The sequence below is a fragment of the Streptomyces sp. NPDC004435 genome, assembly GCF_042873895.1.
In the GTDB taxonomy this organism is placed as follows: Bacteria; Actinomycetota; Actinomycetes; order Streptomycetales; family Streptomycetaceae; genus Streptomyces.
Genome location: NZ_JBIAMB010000010.1, coordinates 215,988 through 235,083 on the forward strand (window position 1 = coordinate 215,988; position 19,096 = coordinate 235,083).

Consider the following 19,096-nt stretch of genomic DNA (forward strand, 5'->3'; position numbering starts at 1 on the left):
CGTGCTGCTCGAGGAGCTCAAGCCGGGCTTGCGGATAGAGGGACTGGTTCCGGCGGAGGTCGTCACGCTCATCGCCGCCCAGCCGCACGGCGCGAACGCGGTCGAGCTGACCTTCAAGACGGCCGGGGGCGCCCTCGACCAGCAGGTCGTCTTCCGGAAGGACGAGGACAGGCTGAGCATCGCATGCGGCGGCAGCCGAGCCTTCGACGCGAACGCCCGTGACTTCAAGCTGGCCGCCGAGGCTCAGCGGATCTCGCTGGCCGGCCTGTTCGACCCGATGCTGGCCGTGGCGACCAGCGACGTCCAGCCGCTTCCGCATCAGATTCGCGCCGTGTACGGCGAGCTCATGCCCCGTACGCCGCTGCGCTTCCTGCTCGCCGACGACCCGGGCGCGGGAAAGACGATCATGGCCGGGCTCTACATCAAGGAGCTCCTGCTGCGCGATGACGTCAGACGGTGCCTCGTCGTGGCGCCGGGAGGCCTGGTCGATCAGTGGCAGGACGAGCTCTTCTTCAAGTTCGGCCTCCGTTTCGACCTGCTCACGAACCAGCTCGCGGACTCGCAGCTCCACCTCAACGTCTTCGAGACCCATCCGCTCCTCATCGCCCGCATGGACCAGCTCTCCCGCAACGAACACCTGAAGGCGCAGCTCAGGGAGACCGAATGGGACCTGATCGTGGTGGACGAGGCGCACCGCATGGGCGGCCACTACTTCGGTGGCAAGGTGGAGAAGACCAAGCGTTTCCAGCTCGGCGAGCTGCTCGGGGAGATCACACGCCACCTGCTCCTGATGACCGCGACCCCGCACTCGGGAAAGGAGGAGGACTTCCAGCTCTTCCTCACCCTCCTGGACCGCGACCGCTTCGAGGGCAGGCAGGGCAAGCGCACTGATGTCGGCGGAATCATGCGGAGGATGATCAAGGAGGACCTGCTCACCTTCGAGGGCAGGAGACTCTTCCCCGAGCGTCTGGCCGAGACCGTCCCCTACGAACTCACGGCGCTCGAGTACGACCTCTACGAGGACGTCACCCACTACGTCCGGGAAGGGATGAACCGTGCCGACCGCATCGGCGGCACACGGAAGAACACCGTGGGTTTCGCCCTCACCGTGCTGCAGCGGAGGCTGGCCTCCAGCCCGGAGGCGATCTACAAGAGCCTCGTGCGGCGTACCGAGCGCCTGGAGCGCAGGAAGCAGGAGATCCTCGACGGCACCCGTCGCGAGAGCCTGCCCCATGTCGATTTCTCCTCCTTCGACCGCGACGACTTCGGCGCGCAGGAGATCGAGGAGATCGAGGAGGAACTGCTCGACGCCGCGACGGCGGCACGGACGGTCGAGGAACTCGACGCCGAACTCGTCGAGCTGAGGACGCTGGTGCGGACGGCGCAGCGGGTCCGCGAGGCGGGCACGGACCGCAAGTGGACGGAGCTGTCCGCCCTCCTCAGGGACCACGCGCTGGTGACGGACGCCGAGGGGAACCCGCGGAAGCTGATCGTCTTCACCGAGCACCGTGACACCCTTCGCTATCTGCAGGGCAAGATCGGCTCGCTGCTGGGGAGCGCCGATGCCGTCAGGGCCATCCACGGCGGCGTACGCCGGGCCGAACGCCGTCAGATCACCGAGGAGTTCACCAAGAACCGCGACGTCCGGATTCTGCTCGCCACCGACGCCGCGGGCGAGGGGCTCAACCTCCAGGCCGCACACCTGATGATCAACTACGACCTGCCCTGGAACCCCAACCGCATCGAGCAGCGCTTCGGACGTATCCATCGCATCGGCCAGGGAGAGGTCTGCCGGCTCTGGAACCTCGTCGCCTCCAATACCCGTGAGGGCGAGGTCTTCACCCGTCTGCTGGCGAAGCTCGACCAGATGCGCGAAACGTACGGCGGGAAGGTCTTCGACGTCCTGGGAGAGGCGTTCGCGGAGACCCCGCTGCGAGACCTGCTTCTCGACGCGATCCAGTACGGTGAGCAGCCGGCTGTCAGGGGAAGAATGCACGACGTCATCGACAGCACCGTCGGAGACGGCCTCAAGAGTCTCCTGGACGAGCGCGCGCTCGCTTCGGAGCACCTCTCGGACGCCGATCTGCGGGTTCTGCGAGCCACCATGGACGACGCCCGCGCCCGGCGTCTGGAGCCGCAGGACATCGAATCGACCTTCAAGGACGCCTTCGCCCGGCTCGGCGGCCGGATCGCCAAGCGGGCACAGGGCCGTCACGAGATCACTCACGTGCCGCAGCACGTCCGATCAGCGGGTGACGGTCCCATCGCCACCGCGTACGACCACGTCACCTTCGACCTCGGCCGCGTCCGGCCCGACGACCGCGCCCACACCGACCTGCTCGCCCCCGGCCACCCGCTGCACGACGCCGTCATGGCCGAAACCATCCGGAACCTCGGGAACGCCCTCAACCGGGGCACCGTCCTCCTCTCGGCCGCCCTCGACGCACCCCACCTCCTCGTCGGGGTCGTCGAAGAGGTCGTGGACGGTACCGGCGACTCGGTGGCCCGACGGTTCTCCTACGCCTACGTCGACAGCCGCGGAACCGTGCACCCGGCCGGCCCGGCGCCCTACCTCGACTGCGCCGCGGCACCCGACGGTGCGGCGACCGGCATCGTGCGCGGACTTCCCTGGCTGGCGGACGCCGAGTCCCGGGCGACCAGCTGGATCATCGCCAACCGGCTTCCCGACTACCTGGCGGAAGTCCAGCCCCGCCGTCTGGCGGAGTTGACCAGGACCCGTGAGCTGGTGACCAGGCGCCTGACCTCGGAGCGAGAGCGGCTGCTCCTCGACGCCGCGACGGCCTCCGAGAAGGAGCGGAGGGGTGAGAAGCCCAGAGAGTCCTCCGAGAGTCTCCACCGCAAGGCCGCCGAGCTCGACGTGCGGCTCCGGAAGCGGATCGAACTGCTCGACCGGCAGCAGCGGATGTCGACGAAGCCACCGAGGATCCTCACCGCGGCGCTCGTGCTGAGCCTCTCCGATCTCCCCGCCCGCGAGTGAGCGTTCCGCTTGCGGCGAGCGCTGCCGCGAGGCCTCCGGTGGCCGGTCGCTTCCTGGGGGGTCGCTTCCTGAGGCTGAGCGGGCCGACCGGGGTCGTTCCGTCCGTCATGTGACGCGGACGGAACGACCGGGAGCGGGGGCGGTGCTCAGGCCGTCGCGACCGCGTCCAGCCTGCCCGCCTTCGCCTCCTCGACGAGCGAGGCGAACTGGTCGGCGCTCATCTCCACCTTCTGGCCGAAGTCGTCGGTGATCACCACCCGGCGCTCCGGGGGTGCGCTCTCGTCCACGAAGAGCTGCGGGCAGCCGCAGTCGCACTTGCCGCAGAAGGTCGCCAGGGGCTCCAGGGGACCGATGTCAGTCATCGCCACACGCCTTTCTCGATCACGCCCGCACAGGAGCGGCCCCGTGCCGTCTTCCTTCTCGCGGACGGAGGAGTCATGCCCGGTGGCGGGGAACCCACGCCCGCCCGGCGGTCCGTACGGGAGCACGTCGTCAGCTCGCCCCGTGCTCCCGTAGTTCGATTTGCCGCCATTCTTCCGAAAGCGGACAGGGCTCGGTCCGGCTCCCGGGGCGGGGCTGCCCCGCCGGCCCGCGGTCGACCCTCGCGTCGGAGGAGCGGAATTCCTGCTGTTTCGCCCGAATCGCCGCCGCTGTGAGGGACTTCACCGGCCGGCCCGATCTTCGGTTCGGCTGCCGATGTCGGAGGGCAACCCCCTTGCGGTGAAACGGTATTGACCGGTCGTGGGTGGTCGCGTCGTGGAGTGGGCGCGTCGGTGATGTTCCCTCGCCCGCCCGGGCGGGGCTACCTTGTGGCCGTGCGCGGACCCGGGAACTGGCTGAGGCGGACCCGGACGGGTCTTCTCGGTGCTTCGGCATGCCTGCTCCTGGGTGCCGCCGGACACATGGCCGCGGGTGGCCGGCTTCCCGGTGTGACGGGTCTCGCGGGACTGTTCACCGTGCTCGCGGTCGTGTGTGGCGCCCTCTCGACGCTCCGCCGTCACCGTTTCGCCGTGACCGTACTCGTCCTCGGCCTGACCCAGAGCGCCCTCCATCTCGTCTTCCATGCCCTGGCGGGAGGACACGGCGGAGCCGCAGCGGTGCCCGAGGAACACATGGCGCACATGGGCCACGCCGGGCATGGAGGCATGCCGGCCGGCCCGGGCCCGTCGGGCCATTCCGCGGACCCGGCGATGACGCTGGCCCACACGCTCGCGGCGCTGGGCGCCTCGGTGTGTCTGATCCATGGCGAGCGCCTCCTGGCGCGTCTGTCCGGGCTGCTCCTGCGGCCCCTGCTGCGCGTCTTCATGCCCGCGACGGTGCCGGTCCCGCCCGGGCGGCCGGTCCGTGAACCCGCCCGGGCTCTTCCCCTGCCACGCGGTGTGCTGCTCGCGCGCTCCCGCACCCGGCGCGGGCCTCCCTCGGTGACGTACGCCTGATCACCACCCCGCCGCCCTCCACGCGGCGGTCCTCACCCCGCGGCAGCGGCGCCCTCGCGCGCCCGCCGCGGTGTCCGTACGTCCCCATGGAGCACACCCATGTCCTCTGTCACCGACACACCCAGACCGGGAGACCCCTCCGACGCGCCGCCCGACGCGCCGCCCGACGCGCCGCCCGAGGCGCCTCCCGCGGGCCGGTCCCGGCAGGGCGTGCGCGCCCTGCTCGTCCGGCTCCACTTCTACGCCGGCGTGTTCGTCGCCCCGTTCCTGTTCGTCGCCGCTCTGACCGGCCTCCTCTACACCTTCACCCCGCAGCTCGACCAGCTCCTCTACGGCGACCGGCTCCGGGTGGAGCAGACCGGCGAGCGGGTCCTGCCGCTGTCCGAACAGATAGCCGCCGCCCGGGCCGCCCACCCCGAGGGCACCCTGACCTCGGTGCTCACCCCGGCGGGCCCCGAGGACACGACCCGCGTCGAGCTGTCGCTGCCCGAGCTCGGGGAGAAGCAGCGGACGGTCTTCGTCGACCCGTACACGGCCGAGGTGAAGGGCGAGCTGACCACCTGGTTCGGCTCGACCCCGGCGACCACCTGGCTCGACGACCTGCACCGCAACCTGCACCTCGGCGAGTTCGGCCGGATGTACTCCGAGGTCGCGGCGAGCTGGCTGTGGGTGATCGCCGCCGGTGGCCTGGTGCTGTGGATCGGCCGCAGCCGCGGACAGCGGGCGAAGTCGGCGCGCGGTGTCCTGCTGCCCGACCGTTCGGCGCGTGGGGTGCGCCGTACGCGCGGGTTCCACGCGGCGACCGGCGTGTGGCTGGCGCTGGGTCTGTTCTTCCTGAGCGCCACCGGTCTGACCTGGTCGCACTACGCCGGTGAGCGGTTCGGGCGGGTACTGGACACGGCGCGGGCGCACGCGCCGGAGCTGGACACCCGTCTTCCCGACGCTCCGGCGCCCGACGCGGCGGCGGGCGGTGACGAGCACGCCGGCCACTCCGGACACGACATGGGAGAGGCCGAGGCGCCGCCGGCCGACCCCGCCGACTTCGACACCGCCCTGGCGGCGGCACGGAAGGCGGGCCTCGGAGGCACCGTCACCCTGAGCCCGCCGGCCGACACGGCCAGCGGCTGGGTCGTGGCGCAGTCCGACAACGTGTGGCCGGTCCACTACGACCGGGTGGTGGTGGACACCGCGAAGGCCGAGGTCACCGCGCATGTGCGCTGGGCCGACCACCCGGTCCTCGCCAAGCTGACCAAGCTCGGCATCCAGGGCCACATGGGCGTGCTGTTCGGGATCGCCAACCAGATCGTGCTCGCGCTCGTCGCGATCGGCCTGATGCTGGTGATCTTCTGGGGCTACCGGATGTGGTGGCAGCGCCGCCCCACCCGCGAGGACCGCTCCGGGCGCCTGGGCAAGGCGCCCGCGCGCGGTACCTGGAGGCAGCTCCCGCTGTCCGTCCTGATCATCGGAGTCCCCGCCGTCGCGGCGCTCGGATGGGCGCTGCCCCTGCTGGGCGTCACCCTCGCGGCGTTCCTGGTCGTCGACGTGGCCGTGGGGTCGGTACGCCGCTTCCGGACCTCGTGACCCCGTGGCCCGGGGCCGTCCCCGGGCCGTGAGCCTCCGCCGGGGGGGGGAGTTCGGGCCTCGTCCGTCCGACGCCCCCGGCGGGGGGTAGCAGGGGGACGACCGGGTCGGGCGGTGCCGTGGCTGCGACCACCGCCCGACCCGGAGTTCTCAGGTCCGGGCCACGAGCTCGGGGTGCGCGTGGTCGGGACGGCCGTGCTCGTGTTCACAGGCGTCGTCGATGCCGTACGTCTCCCAGGCGGGGAACGGGTCCGCCGACGGTGTCGCCTCCCCGTCGCCCATCAGGCACGTGGTGAGTGCGGCGTGCAGGGAGCCGGGGCGCAGTCCGGTGCCGATGAAGACGAGTTCCTGGCCCTGGGGTGCGGTCGGGTCCTGGGCGCCGGAGGGTTCGAAGCGGGCGACGGAGCCGGCCTGCGACCACAGGCCGGTCACCAGCGGCCGGCTCGCGAGGCGGAAGAAGCCCTTGGAGCGGAGCACCTGACCGTGGGTCCCGCTGTCGAGCTCCCCGGTGACGAACTCCCAGAGGCGGCCGGGGTGGAAGGGGGTGGCCGAGCGGAAGACGGTGCTGGAGATCCCGTACTCCTCGGTCTCCGGCACGTGGTCGCCGTTGAGTTCCATGACCCAGCCGGGTGCCTGCTGGGCGCGTTCGAGGTCGAAGAGGCCGGTGCCGAGGATCTGTGTGGGGTCCACGCGGCCGTGGCGGGCCGGGACGACGCGGGCGGCCGGGTTGAGCCGGGTCAGGGCGGCGCGCAGTCGTGTGCCCTGCTCCTCGTCGACGAGGTCGAGCTTGTTGAGGACGATGACGTCCGCGAACTCGATCTGGTCCATGAGGAGGTCGCTGACCGTGCGCTCGTCGTCCTCGTACGGGGCGAGCCCGCGCTCGGCGAGGCCGTCGCCACCGTCCAGCTCGGGCAGGAAGTTGGCCGCGTCGACGACCGTGACCATCGTGTCGAGACGGGCGAGGTCGCCCAGGGTGGCGCCGTCGTCGCGGGGGAACGCGAAGGTGGCGGCCACCGGCATGGGCTCGGAGATGCCGCTGGACTCGATCAGGAGGTAGTCGAAGCGGCCCTCGCGGGCGAGGCGGTCGACCTCTTCCAGGAGGTCGTCGCGCAGGGTGCAGCAGATGCAGCCGTTGGTCATCTCGACGAGGCGTTCCTCGGTCCGCGACAGGGCCGCGGCACCGCCGCGCACGAGCGCGGCGTCGATGTTGATCTCGCTCATGTCGTTGACGATGACGGCGACGCGCAGGCCGTCGCGGTTGGTCAGCACATGGTTGAGCAGGGTGGTCTTGCCCGCCCCGAGGAAGCCCGACAGGACGGTGACCGGCAGCCGTTCGGTCATGGCGGTCAGCTCTCGGGGCGCAGCAGCCCGCGCTCGTACGCCTTGACGAGTCGCTGCGGCACCAGGTGGCCGACGCCGTCGACGGTGATCGGGACGAGCTGCGGGGTGGTGGCCTTCCACTGGGCGCGGCGGTGGCGGGTGTTACTGCGGGACATCTTCCGCTTGGGTACGGCCATGGTGTTCTCCTGTGTGCTGTCCGTGGGTGCGGGAGCCCGCGCCGGCCGGGGCCGCGACCGGGAAGTGACGGATCGGACCGGTCGGTCGTCGACGGTAGTGACGCGCGGGCTCCGTGGGGGCGGCCGGTGCGTGGGGTGCTCCGGCCGGACGCGACTCTATATGAAAATGGATGCCGTTATCAAAACGGGCGTCCGGGGCTCGCCCCGCTGTCGGTGCGGGAGGTCCTGACGGCCCGGAAGCTTCGCCGGCGCGCGCCGAGCGGGCTCGGCGGGGGAGTGGCTCGGCCATCTTGTTGAAAATGAGTGTCATCATCGTATAGAAGTACGGGTGTGCTCATCTCGCGACAGCGGACGGAGCGCACGACGGCCGGAACCCGGCCCTTCGCGCTGCCCGCACTACGCCATCCCACCGTCTCCAGGCTTCTGGAGGATCACCGTGCCCTGCTCGCCGACCTGCTGGACGGCCTGGGTTCCCCCCTGCACGTCGTGCTGCCCGAGGTCTTCGAGGAGAACGTCGGCAGGCTCGGCCGGGCCTTCGCCGGGGCGGGCGCCGACGTCGACATCCTGTTCGCCAAGAAGGCCAACAAGGCCGACTGCTACGTCAGATCGGCCGCCGCCCTCGGGGTGGGGGTCGACGTGGCCAGCACGCCCGAGCTGGTCAAGGCGCTGGCCGGCGGTGTCCCCGGCCATCGGATCGGCGTCTCGGGACCGGAGAAGGACGACACCCTGCACACGCTCGCCGTCCAGCACGGCAGCCTGGTCGCGATCGACTCGCTCGGCGAACTGCGCCGCCTGGCCGGGACCGCGCGCGGTGCGGGGCGCCGGGCGCGGGTGCTGCTGAGATCCCGGACGGCCGACCGGTCGGGGAGCCGTTTCGGCATGTCCCGCGGCGAGCGCGAGGCCGCCGTCGCGCTCTGCGCCGAACTCGACCGGCACATCGAACTCCAGGGCTTCTCCTTCCACCTCGACGGCTACTCCGCGGCCGAACGGGCCCTGGCCGCGGACGAGATGATCGACCACTGCGTGGACGCCCGCCGTCGCGGCGCGTCCACGGCCCGACTCGTCGACATCGGAGGCGGGTTGCCGGTCCGGTACGTCGAACCCCGACGCTGGGACGAGTTCCTCGCCCAGAACCGGCCCGAGCACTATCACGCGGGCAAGGACTTCAAGGACTTCTACCCGTACGGCGGCCAGACGGCCGAGCAGGCGGCCCACGCGATCATGACGTACCCGGTCGGCGGCGGGGAGAGCCTGGCCGCGAAGGCGCGGCGGCACGGGATCCGGTTCGTCGTCGAACCCGGCCGGGCCCTGCTGGACCAGGCGGGATTCACCCTCTACCGGGTCCAGCAGGTCGACGACCGGAGGGAGACCGACGGGTACGCCATCGTCACCGCCGAGGGCAGCAGCTTCAGCCTCTCCGAGCAGTGGTTCAACAGCGACTACCTCCCCGATCCGCTGCTGATCTCCGCCCGGCCGGGCGCCGACGAACTGTTCCCGGCCTGTGTCGCCGGCTCCACCTGCCTGGAGAGCGACATGGTGACCTGGCGCAAGGTCGGGTTCCCCCGGCCCGTGCGCCGCGGTGACCTCCTGGTCTACCTCAACACCGCCGGATACCAGATGGACTCCAACGAATCCCCCTTCCACGACGCCGCGCTCCCCCTGAAGGCCGTCCTTCGGCTCGGTGACGACGCGGCCGCGCCCCGCTGGCGCCTGGACGGGATCTGACGCACGCCCCCTGAACGACACCCCCGAACGACATCCCCGCGCGCCGCCCCGGTACGTCCACGGAACGCCTCCCCCCGCACACCCCCGACCCCCCCCCGACCCATCCCGGCGCAAGCCGACGAAGGAGCACCCCATGCCGCAGAAGTACGCCCCACCGGGCCAGTTGTGGCTCTTGCCGCAGTCCCAGCAGGAGAGCCTTGACCTCGACCGCCGCCAGGTGATCGCGGTCGTCGAGCAGGCCTACCGCGCGCTGCGCGACGGAGGCTCGGACAACCCGGTCAAGACGATCATCGACGGACCCGACCACCGCTCGCTCAGCTACTCGATGGTGGCGAGGGACGCCGGCAGCGGCACCGTCTGCTTCAAGGCCGTCCACGAGTTCGACCCGAGACGCACCGAGGACGCCTACTCCTTCCACTCCTTCGTCTTCCTCGTGGACGACACGACCGGGGCGCCGATCGCGCTGATGGACGTGGTGAAGCTCGGTCCCCTGCGGTCCTCCGCCACCACCGCGCTGTTCGCCCGCGCCGCGTGCCCCGACGCCCGGACCGCGCTCGTCGTCGGCACCGGGGTCCAGGGCCAGGCGGCCCTGCCGATGCTCGTCGCCGCGATGCCGGACCTGGAGCGGCTCCAGGTGTTCGGTACGTACCCCGAGGGCCTGCGCGCCGTTCAGGACAGCGTCGAAGGCCGCGAGGTCGAGATCGTCACGGACCTGAGGAAGGCGGCCGGCGAGGCGGACATCGTCATCGGCGCCGCCGGCCTCTCGGCCAGGGAGGAGGTCCGGCGCGACTGGATGAAGCCGGGCGCGGTCGCCGTACTCCTCGGATACGGCGTCCATGCCGACGTCTGCCACGGCGCCGACTACCGCATCGCCACGGACACCGCCCAGATGCACGCCACCTGCGACGACCTGCGCGGCGAGGACGGCACCCCGCCGTCGGTCGACGCGCAGCTGCCCGACATCCTGCTCGGCCTGGCGCCCGCCCGGCGCCGCCCGGAGGACGTGGTCTTCGCCTACAACAGCGGCATGGCGGTCACCGACGCCGCGCTGGGCCGGTACATAGCCGACCTCGCGCTGGCGGCCGGGCGCGGGGACAAGGTCGACTTCTGGTGAGCGGTACCGAAACGACCCGTACCCCCCGAGCCGGCGCGGCGGGCGCGGGCCGGTGGACCGGGAAGTCCCGCGCGCTGCTCAAGCTCGCCTTCCCCCTGATCCTCACCAACTTCGCCTATGTCGCCCTCACCACCGTCGACATCGTCATGCTGGGCCGGCTCGGCGCGGTCGAGATCGCCGCCGCCGGTCTGGCCCTCGCCCTCTTCAACCAGCTGCGCACGACCGGCACCGGCCTGGTGACCGGGGTGAGCAACCTGGTGGCCGAGGCGCGGGTGCGGGACGACAAGGAGCGCGTCGGCGCCCTGCTGTTCGCCGGGTTCTTCTGGGCGACCGTCTGCGGTGTGGTCTTCTGCGCGGCGCTGCTGCTCGTCGGCCCGCTGCTCGTGCTGCTGGGCCAGGACCGGACCGTGGTCGACAAGGCCGGCGAGTTCCTGGTGGTCCTGGCGCCGGGCATGCTGCCCTGCCTGTGGTTCCAGAACCTGCGGCACTTCACCACCGGCCTCAAGCGCCCCGGCCCGCTGCTGGCCATCACGCTGGCCTCGGTCGGCGCCACGATCGGCCTGAACTACGTCCTGATCCACGGCGAGTTCGGCCTGCCCGCCTTCGGATTCGTCGGTGTCGCGATCGCCACCGTCACCGTGTTCCTGCTGTCCTTCCTGGCGTTCGTCGCGGTGATCATGCGTGACGACACCCTCCGTCCGTACCTCACCTCCCCCCACGCTCGGCGCTGGAACGGGGACGCGGTCCGCTCGGTGTGGCGGCTGGGGCTGCCCATCTCGGGCACCTACGCCTCGGAGGCCGGGTTCTTCAGCGTGCTGACCCTGGTCATCGGCTCCCTGGGCGTCGAGGCCCTGGCGGCGCAGACGGTGCTCAACCAGATCGTCTACATCGTCTTCATGGTCTCCGCCGGACTCTCCCACGCGGCCTCGATCCTCATCAGCGAGGCCGACGGCCGTGACGACTACCGGGAAGCCCGGACGCTGGGGCTGCTGGGCACCGCCTGGGGCGTGATCGCGACGCTGCTCGTCGCCGCCGTGTACCTGGCGGTCCCGGAAGCGATCGTGTCCCTGTTCGTCTCGGCCGAGCACGCCGGAAACGCCGACATCGTCGCGCTGACCGTCACGGGACTGCTGATCGCCGCCCTCATGCAGGTCTTCGACGCCACCCAGAACATCGGCAACGGCATCCTGCGCGGCATCGGCGACACGGCCGGTCCCTTCCGCATCTCCCTCGTCGGCTACTGGCTGATCGGCCTCCCCGCGGGCTACCTGCTGGGGATCACGGCCGGCTGGGGCGTCGAGGGCGTCTGGACCGGCCAGACCATCGGCCTCGCCGCCACCGCGGCCATCCTCCTCGCCGCGTTCCTCCGCCGCGTCGAACGGCTCCACCGGGAGACGTCCGGCGCCCCCGCACCCGAACCGGAGCCGTCATGAACCCCCTCCTCGCACCGGCGTCCTCGGCCCCCCTGATCCGCCGGGAGGTGGCGGGACTGCCCCGCTACGATCCCGGCGCCGACCCGGACGAGGTCGCCGCGCTCAGCGGCTCCGGCCGCGTCATCAAACTCTCCAACAACGAGAACCCGTTCGGCGCCTCCCCGGCGGTCGCCGAAGCGGTCCGCAAGGCCCTGGCCGACGGAGTCTCCCGCTATCCCGACCCCTCCGGGCGACGGCTGGCGCAGGCCATCGGGGCGAGCCTGGACGTGCCCGCCGAGCGTGTCGTGCTCGGAAACGGCTCGGAGAACATCCTGGAACTGCTCTGCCAGGCCGTTCTCGACCCCGGTGACCTCGTCGTCACCCAGGCGCCCGGGTTCAGCCTGCACGAGACCTTCCCCCGCGTCATGGGCGCCCGCGTCCGCAAGGTCCCGGTCACCGACGGGTTCGGGTTCGACGCGGACGCCTGGCGCGACGCGCTCGCGGAGGGCCCCAAGCTCGTCTTCCTCGCCAACCCCTGCAACCCCACCGGCGCGATGCTCGCCGCGGGCGAGCTGGAGCGGATCGTGGCCGGCCTCCCGGACACGGCCCTGCTGGTGCTCGACGAGGCGTACGGGGAATTCGCCCGGTCCTGCCCCGGCTACCCGGACGGCCTCGAAGCCCTGCGCCGTCTGGACCGGCCGTGGATCGTGCTGCGCACCTTCTCGAAGGCGTACGGCCTGGCGGGCGTCCGCGTCGGATACGGCATCGCCTCCGACGAAGCCCTGATCCAGGCCCTGGACCGGGTCCGTACCCCGTACAACGTGAACCATCCGGCGCAGGAGGCCGCGATCGCCGCGCTGGGGGACCCCGCGCACCTGGCGGACACGGTCCGTCGCACCGCCCTGGAGATCGCCCGGGTCTCCGGCCTTCTGCGCGACGCGGGACTGAAGGTCGTGCCGTCCGCGGCCAACTTCCTCTTCATCGACACCGGCCGGCCCGCCGACCACGTCGCCCGGGAGCTCCACCACGCCGGGGTCATCGTCAAGGCCTGGCGCGAACCCGGCTACGAGACCTGCATCCGGGCCTCCCTGTCGACGCCCGGGGACAACGACGTCTTCGTCCGCTGCCTGACCGACATCTGCGCGAAGGACACGCCGTGATCACCACCAGGATCTCCGATCTGATCGGACGGACGCCGCTGCTCAGGCTGCCCGTCGCGGAGGGCGGGGCGACCGTCCTGCTCAAACTGGAGCAGTTCAACCCCACCGGAACCGCGAAGATCCGGATGGCCAGGAACATGGTCGACGAGGCGGAGGAGGCCGGTCTCCTCGCTCCCGGCGGCTGGGTGGTGGAGTCCACCTCCGGCAACACCGGGCTCGGTCTCGCCCTCATAGCCGCCGAACGCGGCTACAAGTTCACCGCCGTGGTCGACAACCACTCCAGCGTCGACAAGCTCCGGGGCATGCTCGCCTACGGCGCCGACATCCTCAACGTCGCCGGGGACGAGGGCGGTCTGGCCACCGCCGAACGCGACACCACGGCCGAGCGGCTCGCCGCGGAGCACGGCGCGTACTGGACCGCCCAGCACCGCAACGAGGGCAACCCCAACGGCTACCGGCCGCTCGCCCGCGAACTCCACGACGACCTGGGCGACGACATCGACTACCTGTACGGCGCCGTCGGCACCGGCGGTTCGCTCTGCGGAACGGGCCGCTTCCTCCGTGAACGCATCCCGGACCTGAGGATCGTCGGCGTCGAACCGGTGGGCTCCGTCGTCTTCGGCGGCCCGGGGGCGCCCTACCACCAGTCCGGCACGGGCACCCCCGAGGGGTCGGAGATCGGCCGCGTCGTCGACTACGACGTCTTCGACGAGGGGCTCAAGGTCAGCGACTCGGAAGCCTTCGAGACCTGCCGCCACCTGGCCCGGAACTTCGGTGTCCTGATCGGGGGTTCGGCCGGAGGCGTGGTGTACAAGGCGCTGGAGCGGGCCCGGACCGCGCCCGCCGGCACCACCATCGTCGTCCTGGTCTGCGACGGCGGGGACAAGTACCTCGACACCGTCTTCAACGACGAATGGATGGCGGACCACGGCCTGTTCGACGAGCAGGTCGCCCGCCGGCTGGACGCCCTTCTGCGGTAGCCGCCGACCCGAGGGCACCGTTCCGACGGTGCCCCCGGAGGCACCGGGCACAGCATTTTCTCCCTCCCTACCACCTGATAATGTGCGGACGATGAAAACGAAAACGATTACCATTACTTGTGTGGCGGCGACACTGCTCGCCCTCACCGGATGCGGCACGGACACGGCCTCGGGCGGAGGCAAGCAGGACAAGCCGTCGGCGGCCGCGTCGAACGCGACGTCCTACCCCCTCACGCTCAAGAACTGCGGCACCGACGTGACCGTCAAGGCCGCGCCGAAGAAGGCCGTCACGCTCAACCAGACCGCCGCCGAGATCCTCATCCACCTCGGGGTGGGCGACCGGATCGCCGGCACGGGCTACGAGATCGAGAAGACGCCGCCCGCGATCGCGGAGCGGTACGAGAAGATCCCGGTCCTCTCCGCCCCCGGAGCCGAGATCAAGCACGAGAAGCTGCTGGAGGCCCAGCCGGACTTCGTGTACGGCTCCTTCGCCAGCATGTTCACCAAGGAGCAGTCCGGCGAGCGCAAGCAGCTCCACGACCTGGGCGTGCCGACCTACCTCACCGAGTTCGACTGCACCTACCACGAGAGCGTGGCGAACGCGGACTTCTCGATGCTGTTCGAGGAGTACCGCCGCCTCGGCAGGATCATGGGCGTGCCCGAGGCCGGCCAGAAGCTGGCGGCCGAGCAGAAGGCCGTCGTCGACAAGGCGGTGGGCGCCGTCGAGAAGCGGGACAAGCCGCTCAAGGTGATGTGGTTCTACTCCACCTACGAGGGCACCCCCTGGGCCGCCGGCCCCGGTGGCCTGCCGCAGCACATATCCGAGCTCGTCGGCGTCGAGAACATCTTCGCCGACGCCAAGACCAAGTGGGCGGAGGTGAGCTGGGACGAGGTCGCCGCGCGGAACCCCGACGTCATCATCCTGGCCGATCTGACCCGGGGCGAGCCGAACGACACCGCCGAGGAGAAGATCGAGCTCCTCAAGAAGGACCCGCTCACCAGCAAGCTGGCCGCGGTGAAGGGCGACAGGTTCATCACCATCCCCGGCAGCCACATGGACCCCGCGTACGGCAGCGCGTCCGCCGTCCCCGCGCTGGTCGACGGCCTCAACAAGCTCGGGTGAACCGTCCCACCATGACGTCCAGCCCGCTCAGGACCGTCGCGCGCACCGGAGCCCCGCTCACCACGGGGGAGAAGGCTCCGGTGCACCGGCGGCGCGCCTCGACGGTGGCGCTCCTCCTCCTGGCCGGCACCGCGCTGCTGGTCTCGATCGTCCTCGCGTCGCTGTTCGGGAGCGCGGACATCCGGCCGCTGGACGTCGTCTCGACGATCCTGCGGCACATCGGACTGGGCGGCATCGCCCCCACCGCGCCCCTGCCGGGTCTGCTGGACGCCCTCATCTGGGAGTCCCGCTTCCCGAGGGTCCTGCTCGCCGCCGCCGTCGGCATGGCCCTGGCGGTCTCCGGCGCGGTCCTCCAGGCGGTCACCAGGAACCCGCTGGCCGACCCGTACCTGCTCGGCGTCTCGTCCGGCGCCTCCACCGGAGCCGTCGCGGTCCTCGTCCTCGGCATCGGCGGCAGCGTCTCCCTCTCCACCGGCGCCTTCGCCGGCGGACTGGTCTCCTTCGGCCTGCTGCTGCTCCTGCTCCGCGGAGGACGTGTCGCCAGCCCGTCCCGCGTCGTGCTCACCGGAGTCCTGGTGTCGCAGTTCTTCGCGGCGGTCACCTCGGTCATCCTCATGGTCAACGGCGACGCCAACTCCACCCGCGGCTTCACCTACTGGCTGCTCGGCACCCTCGGCGGCGCCCGCTGGGAGGGGGTGACGGTCACGGTCGTCATCATCCTGGCCGGAGTGGTCGCCGTGCAGTTCTTCGCGCCCGCCCTCGACGCCTTCACCTTCGGCTGGGACTCGGCCACCGCCCTGGGGATCAACGTCACCGCGGCCCGCGTCTGGCTCATGGTGCTCACCTCCGTGATGACGGCGGCGGCCGTCGCCGCCTCCGGCGCGATCGGCTTCATCGGACTGCTCGTCCCGCACGCCGTCCGGATCCTGGCCGGCCCGACGCACCGCTCCCTGCTGCCGCTGTCCGCGATCTCCGGGGCCGTCTTCCTCATCTGGGTGGACGTGTTCGCCCGTACGGCGTTCGCGCCGCACGAGCTGCCCGCCGGCGTCATCACCGCTCTGCTCGGCGCCCCCGCCTTCGCCCTGGTCCTCAAGCGTCTGGAGTCCTGATGGGACGCATCGACACCACGGAACTCCGCTTCTCCGTCAAGGGCAGACGCCTCCTCGACCGCATCGGCATGGAGGCCCACGACGGCAAGGTCACCGGTCTCCTCGGACCCAACGGCTCGGGCAAGTCCACCCTGCTGCGGCTGCTGGCCGGACTGCGCCGTCCCGAGGGCGGAGCCGTCCGCTACGACGACACCGACCTGACGGCGCTCGGCCGCCGGGCGCTGGCACGCCGGCTCGCCGTCGTCGAGCAGGACGTGACGGCCCACCACCAGGTCACCGTCCGGCAGGTCGTGGAACTGGGACGCACCCCGTTCCGCGGCCGCTTCGACGCCCTCGGCGAGGAGGACCGGAGGATCGTCGACGCGGCGCTGGAGCGGACCGACCTCACCGACAAACAGCGGCGCAGCTGGCACACCCTCTCCGGAGGCGAGAAGCAGCGCGCCCAGCTCGCGCGGGCCCTCGCCCAGGAGCCCCGGGAGATCCTTCTCGACGAACCGACCAACCACCTCGACATCCGTCATCAACTCGAACTCCTCGACCTCCTCACCTCGTTGGACGTCACCTGCGTCGTCGCCCTGCACGACCTGAACCTCGCCGCGCGGTACTGCGACCACCTGGTCCTCCTCCAGGACGGCGGGGTGGTCGCGGCGGGTGCCCCGGAGAGCGTGCTGACCCCGGACCTGATCAAGTCCGTCTACGGCGTCGAGGTCCTCGTCGACCGCGAACCGGCCACCGGAACCCTCCGCGTCACCTACCTGGCCACGGCCACCCGGTCGACCACGGAGCGGGAGAAGGAGCGCGACCCCAGGTAGGGAGCGGCGTCCGCAGCCGCTCACCACAGCCCTGACACCCTTGACGGCGCCGGCAGGACGGCGAAGGGACCACCGATTCCGAACCGGTGGTCCCTTCGCCGTCCTGCCTGTCGTCGTGCCCCGCTGCGCCGCACTGCCGCGAGGCCCGATCGCGCGCCGAACCCCTCGGGGGGCGTTCACCACCCGAGGGGTGTCGATACCTAGCGGGCGCTGCTGCTGTAGGGGAGGAGGGCCATCTCGCGGGCGTTCTTGATGGCCGCGGCGATCTGGCGCTGCTGCTGGGCGCTGACCCGGGTGACGCGGCGGCTGCGGATCTTGCCGCGGTCGGAGATGAACTTCCGCAGCAGGTCGGTGTCCTTGTAGTCGACGTAGGTGATCCCGGCGGCGTCCAGCGGGTTGGGGCGGGACTTCAGCGGCTTGTGGGGGGTCTGTCGGCGTGCCATGGGTGTGGGTGGGTCCTTCGGTGGTGTCGGTGGGTCAGGTCGGAGGTGTCGGTGGGTCAGGAGACCGGGTCGAGAAGGGAGTCGAAGGCGGCGGGGAGGGCCTTCCACGCCTCGGGCCCCGCCGCGTACTCGGCGTCGGTGAGCAGGCAGGACTCCAGAAGCTGCTCCAGCCCCTGACGGTCGAGGCCGGGGGAGGTGAAGACGAGGTGCTGGCCGCAGTCGCCGTGCTCCGGGTGCCAGTCGAGCGCGGCCGCCGCCCGGCGCATCGGCGGGACCAGCTCCCAGGCCGCGTCGGGCAGCGAGGCCAGCCAGGGGCCGGCGTTCTCCACGCACAGGGCGCCGCCTGCGGCGTCCCAGGCGAGGAGGGTGTCGGGGCGGTCGGCGAGCCAGAACCGGCCGCGGCTGCGGGCCGCCGCGCAGCACAGGTCCTCCAGTGCCTCGTACAGACGCCCGGGGTGGAAGGGGCGGCGGCGGTGCCAGACGAGGGTGGTGACCCCGGCCTCGTCCGCCTCCTGGGGCAGCAGCGCGCAGGCCGGGTGCTGGGCCGCCGCCGCGGCCTCCACGTCGAAGCCCGCGAAGGCGAGCTCGGCGAGTTCGCCGGAGCCGGCGGCCACCTGTCGGGCGGTCGGGTGGAGCTGGGCGAGCAGCGCGCGGTCCTCGTCGTCGGCGTCCTCGCTGTCGACGAGGGCGAGGACGGGGGCGTACTCCAGCTGGCGCGCCCAGGTGTCGCCGACCGTGCGCTGGTCGGTGGCCGCGGCGGCGAGGCCGGCCTCCGCCAGGTCGTCGCCGTTGGCGAGATAGGGCAGGACGAGGGCGGGGTCGACCGCGGTGATGACGCCGGTGAGGTCGAGGGCGCCGGCGCCGTGGGCGACGACGACCTCGGCCATCGCCCTGGGCTCCACGGAGTCCCACAGTTCGACGACGGCGAGCCGGGTCAGCCCGCCGTGGGCCAGCCGCTCCAGCTCGGGCACCAGGTCCTCGCGCAGCGCGCAGCAGGCGCAGTCGTTGACCAGGGGCGTCTCGCCGCGCGACAGCTCGCCGCCGGAGTCGCGCACGACCCGCTGCACGGTGCCGTCCGGTGCGGTGGACAGGTCGTGGTGCAGGGCGACGCTGCCGGGGACGGAGCGGAGCAGCCGCTCCACGACCTCGGCGCGGGCGTCGGAGTGGAGTCCGCCGACGATGACGACGGGAAGGGTCACTTGCGGCCTCCGTAGCGGCGCTCGAAGCGCTCGACGCGGCCGGCGGTGTCCAGCACGCGGGCGGTGCCCGTGTAGAAGGGGTGGCTGACGTTCGAGATCTCGACGTCGACCACCGGGTAGGTGTTGCCGTCCTCCCAGTCGACGGTCTTGTCGCTGGTCATGGTGGAGCGGGTGAGGAAGGCGTGATTCGCGGCCTTGTCGCGGAAGACGACGGGGCCGTAGGCGGGGTGGATGCCGGGCTTCATGGCGGTGTCCTTGCTGGGGTCGAGGTGAGGGGTGGGGTCGGGGTGGGGGGTGGGGTCAGCGCTCTTCGCGGAAGTCGACGTGACGGCGGGCCACCGGGTCGTACTTGCGCAGCACCATCCGGTCCGGGTCATTCCGCCGGTTCTTGCGGGTGACGTAGGTGTAGCCGGTGCCGACGGTGGAGCGGAGCTTGATGATCGGGCGTACCTCGTTGCGAGCCATACGGGTACTATACGGGAATGGA

18 protein-coding genes are annotated in these 19,096 nt (G+C 71.5%); 11 read left to right on the forward strand and 7 right to left on the reverse strand.

Annotation, left to right across the window (positions count from 1 at the left end; all coding sequences use genetic code 11):
• Position 1: 1 nt before the first annotated feature.
• Entirely contained in the window at positions 2 to 2,998 is a 2,997-nt protein-coding gene (locus ACFYT9_RS20225) for a helicase-related protein (protein ID WP_389165652.1), read from the forward strand.
• A 146-nt stretch (positions 2,999 to 3,144) separates the two neighbouring features.
• On the opposite strand, the gene ACFYT9_RS20230 is transcribed toward ACFYT9_RS20225, so the two are convergent.
• Positions 3,145 to 3,360, reverse strand: coding sequence for a hypothetical protein (locus ACFYT9_RS20230; RefSeq protein ID WP_387270257.1), 216 nt, complete (start codon positions 3,358 to 3,360; stop codon positions 3,145 to 3,147).
• Positions 3,361 to 4,008: 648 nt separating this feature from the next.
• Between ACFYT9_RS20230 and ACFYT9_RS20235 the strand changes: the two genes are divergently transcribed.
• The gene (locus ACFYT9_RS20235; protein ID WP_389165655.1) at positions 4,009 to 4,434 is read left to right on the forward strand and encodes a hypothetical protein; all 426 of its coding nucleotides are present in this window, start codon (positions 4,009 to 4,011) and stop codon (positions 4,432 to 4,434) included.
• Between the two features lie 99 nt (positions 4,435 to 4,533).
• The gene (locus ACFYT9_RS20240) at positions 4,534 to 6,015 is read left to right on the forward strand and encodes a PepSY-associated TM helix domain-containing protein (protein WP_389165658.1); all 1,482 of its coding nucleotides are present in this window, start codon (positions 4,534 to 4,536) and stop codon (positions 6,013 to 6,015) included.
• A gap of 150 nt (positions 6,016 to 6,165) precedes the next feature.
• Here the strand turns inward: ACFYT9_RS20240 and ACFYT9_RS20245 are convergent, their stop codons facing one another.
• The gene (locus ACFYT9_RS20245) at positions 6,166 to 7,356 is read right to left on the reverse strand and encodes a GTP-binding protein (protein ID WP_389165660.1); all 1,191 of its coding nucleotides are present in this window, start codon (positions 7,354 to 7,356) and stop codon (positions 6,166 to 6,168) included.
• 5 nt (positions 7,357 to 7,361) lie between these two features.
• Positions 7,362 to 7,532 (reverse strand): 50S ribosomal protein L32, encoded by a 171-nt coding sequence (rpmF, locus tag ACFYT9_RS20250; RefSeq protein ID WP_389165663.1) that lies wholly within the window; start codon positions 7,530 to 7,532, stop codon positions 7,362 to 7,364.
• Between the two features lie 330 nt (positions 7,533 to 7,862).
• On the opposite strand from rpmF, the gene ACFYT9_RS20255 reads away from it, so the two are divergent.
• The 8 genes from ACFYT9_RS20255 (at position 7,863) to ACFYT9_RS20290 (ending at position 16,967) form a co-directional block, all read left to right on the forward strand.
• Entirely contained in the window at positions 7,863 to 9,257 is a 1,395-nt protein-coding gene (locus ACFYT9_RS20255) for an amino acid decarboxylase (RefSeq protein ID WP_389165666.1), read from the forward strand.
• 133 nt (positions 9,258 to 9,390) lie between these two features.
• The gene (locus tag ACFYT9_RS20260) at positions 9,391 to 10,371 is read left to right on the forward strand and encodes an ornithine cyclodeaminase (RefSeq protein ID WP_389165669.1); all 981 of its coding nucleotides are present in this window, start codon (positions 9,391 to 9,393) and stop codon (positions 10,369 to 10,371) included.
• A complete protein-coding gene (locus ACFYT9_RS20265; RefSeq protein ID WP_389165672.1) occupies positions 10,368 to 11,804 on the forward strand; it encodes an MATE family efflux transporter in 1,437 nt (478 codons plus the stop codon). Before ACFYT9_RS20260 ends, ACFYT9_RS20265 begins: the two co-directional genes overlap by 4 nt.
• A complete protein-coding gene (gene hisC / locus ACFYT9_RS20270) occupies positions 11,801 to 12,943 on the forward strand; it encodes a histidinol-phosphate transaminase (RefSeq protein ID WP_389165675.1) in 1,143 nt (380 codons plus the stop codon). The genes ACFYT9_RS20265 and hisC overlap by 4 nt, the downstream gene beginning before the upstream one ends.
• A complete protein-coding gene (locus ACFYT9_RS20275; protein WP_387280009.1) occupies positions 12,940 to 13,923 on the forward strand; it encodes a PLP-dependent cysteine synthase family protein in 984 nt (327 codons plus the stop codon). Before hisC ends, ACFYT9_RS20275 begins: the two co-directional genes overlap by 4 nt.
• Before the next feature lie 121 nt (positions 13,924 to 14,044).
• A complete protein-coding gene (locus ACFYT9_RS20280; RefSeq protein WP_389165678.1) occupies positions 14,045 to 15,046 on the forward strand; it encodes an ABC transporter substrate-binding protein in 1,002 nt (333 codons plus the stop codon).
• 80 nt (positions 15,047 to 15,126) lie between these two features.
• Positions 15,127 to 16,155 (forward strand): FecCD family ABC transporter permease, encoded by a 1,029-nt coding sequence (locus tag ACFYT9_RS20285; protein ID WP_389165835.1) that lies wholly within the window; start codon positions 15,127 to 15,129, stop codon positions 16,153 to 16,155.
• A complete protein-coding gene (locus ACFYT9_RS20290; RefSeq protein ID WP_389165680.1) occupies positions 16,155 to 16,967 on the forward strand; it encodes an ABC transporter ATP-binding protein in 813 nt (270 codons plus the stop codon). The genes ACFYT9_RS20285 and ACFYT9_RS20290 overlap by 1 nt, the downstream gene beginning before the upstream one ends.
• 200 nt (positions 16,968 to 17,167) lie before the next feature.
• Here the strand turns inward: ACFYT9_RS20290 and rpsR are convergent, their stop codons facing one another.
• Genes rpsR through rpmG form a run of 4 tightly spaced genes read right to left on the reverse strand, consistent with a single transcriptional unit; the run spans position 17,168 to position 19,074 of the window.
• Positions 17,168 to 17,410: a 30S ribosomal protein S18 gene (gene rpsR, locus ACFYT9_RS20295; protein WP_389165683.1), complete on the reverse strand. Its 243-nt coding sequence runs from the start codon at positions 17,408 to 17,410 to the stop codon at positions 17,168 to 17,170.
• 56 nt (positions 17,411 to 17,466) lie between these two features.
• Positions 17,467 to 18,609 (reverse strand): CobW family GTP-binding protein, encoded by a 1,143-nt coding sequence (locus ACFYT9_RS20300; protein WP_389165686.1) that lies wholly within the window; start codon positions 18,607 to 18,609, stop codon positions 17,467 to 17,469.
• A complete protein-coding gene (locus ACFYT9_RS20305) occupies positions 18,606 to 18,854 on the reverse strand; it encodes a type B 50S ribosomal protein L31 (protein ID WP_387279997.1) in 249 nt (82 codons plus the stop codon). The genes ACFYT9_RS20300 and ACFYT9_RS20305 overlap by 4 nt, the downstream gene beginning before the upstream one ends.
• Positions 18,855 to 18,909: 55 nt before the next feature.
• Entirely contained in the window at positions 18,910 to 19,074 is a 165-nt protein-coding gene (gene rpmG / locus ACFYT9_RS20310; protein ID WP_389165691.1) for a 50S ribosomal protein L33, read from the reverse strand.
• Positions 19,075 to 19,096: the final 22 nt, after the last annotated feature.

Coding starts and splice junctions, on each gene's coding strand:
- rpsR (WP_389165683.1), bottom strand. CDS start 17,410: ATGGCACGCCGACAGACCCCCCACAAGCCGCTGAAGTCCCGCCCCAAC.
- ACFYT9_RS20245 (WP_389165660.1), bottom strand. CDS start 7,356: ATGACCGAACGGCTGCCGGTCACCGTCCTGTCGGGCTTCCTCGGGGCG.
- ACFYT9_RS20260 (WP_389165669.1), top strand. CDS start 9,391: ATGCCGCAGAAGTACGCCCCACCGGGCCAGTTGTGGCTCTTGCCGCAG.
- rpmF (WP_389165663.1), bottom strand. CDS start 7,532: ATGGCCGTACCCAAGCGGAAGATGTCCCGCAGTAACACCCGCCACCGC.
- ACFYT9_RS20305 (WP_387279997.1), bottom strand. CDS start 18,854: ATGAAGCCCGGCATCCACCCCGCCTACGGCCCCGTCGTCTTCCGCGAC.
- rpmG (WP_389165691.1), bottom strand. CDS start 19,074: ATGGCTCGCAACGAGGTACGCCCGATCATCAAGCTCCGCTCCACCGTC.
- hisC (WP_389165675.1), top strand. CDS start 11,801: ATGAACCCCCTCCTCGCACCGGCGTCCTCGGCCCCCCTGATCCGCCGG.
- ACFYT9_RS20230 (WP_387270257.1), bottom strand. CDS start 3,360: ATGACTGACATCGGTCCCCTGGAGCCCCTGGCGACCTTCTGCGGCAAG.
- ACFYT9_RS20240 (WP_389165658.1), top strand. CDS start 4,534: ATGTCCTCTGTCACCGACACACCCAGACCGGGAGACCCCTCCGACGCG.
- ACFYT9_RS20290 (WP_389165680.1), top strand. CDS start 16,155: ATGGGACGCATCGACACCACGGAACTCCGCTTCTCCGTCAAGGGCAGA.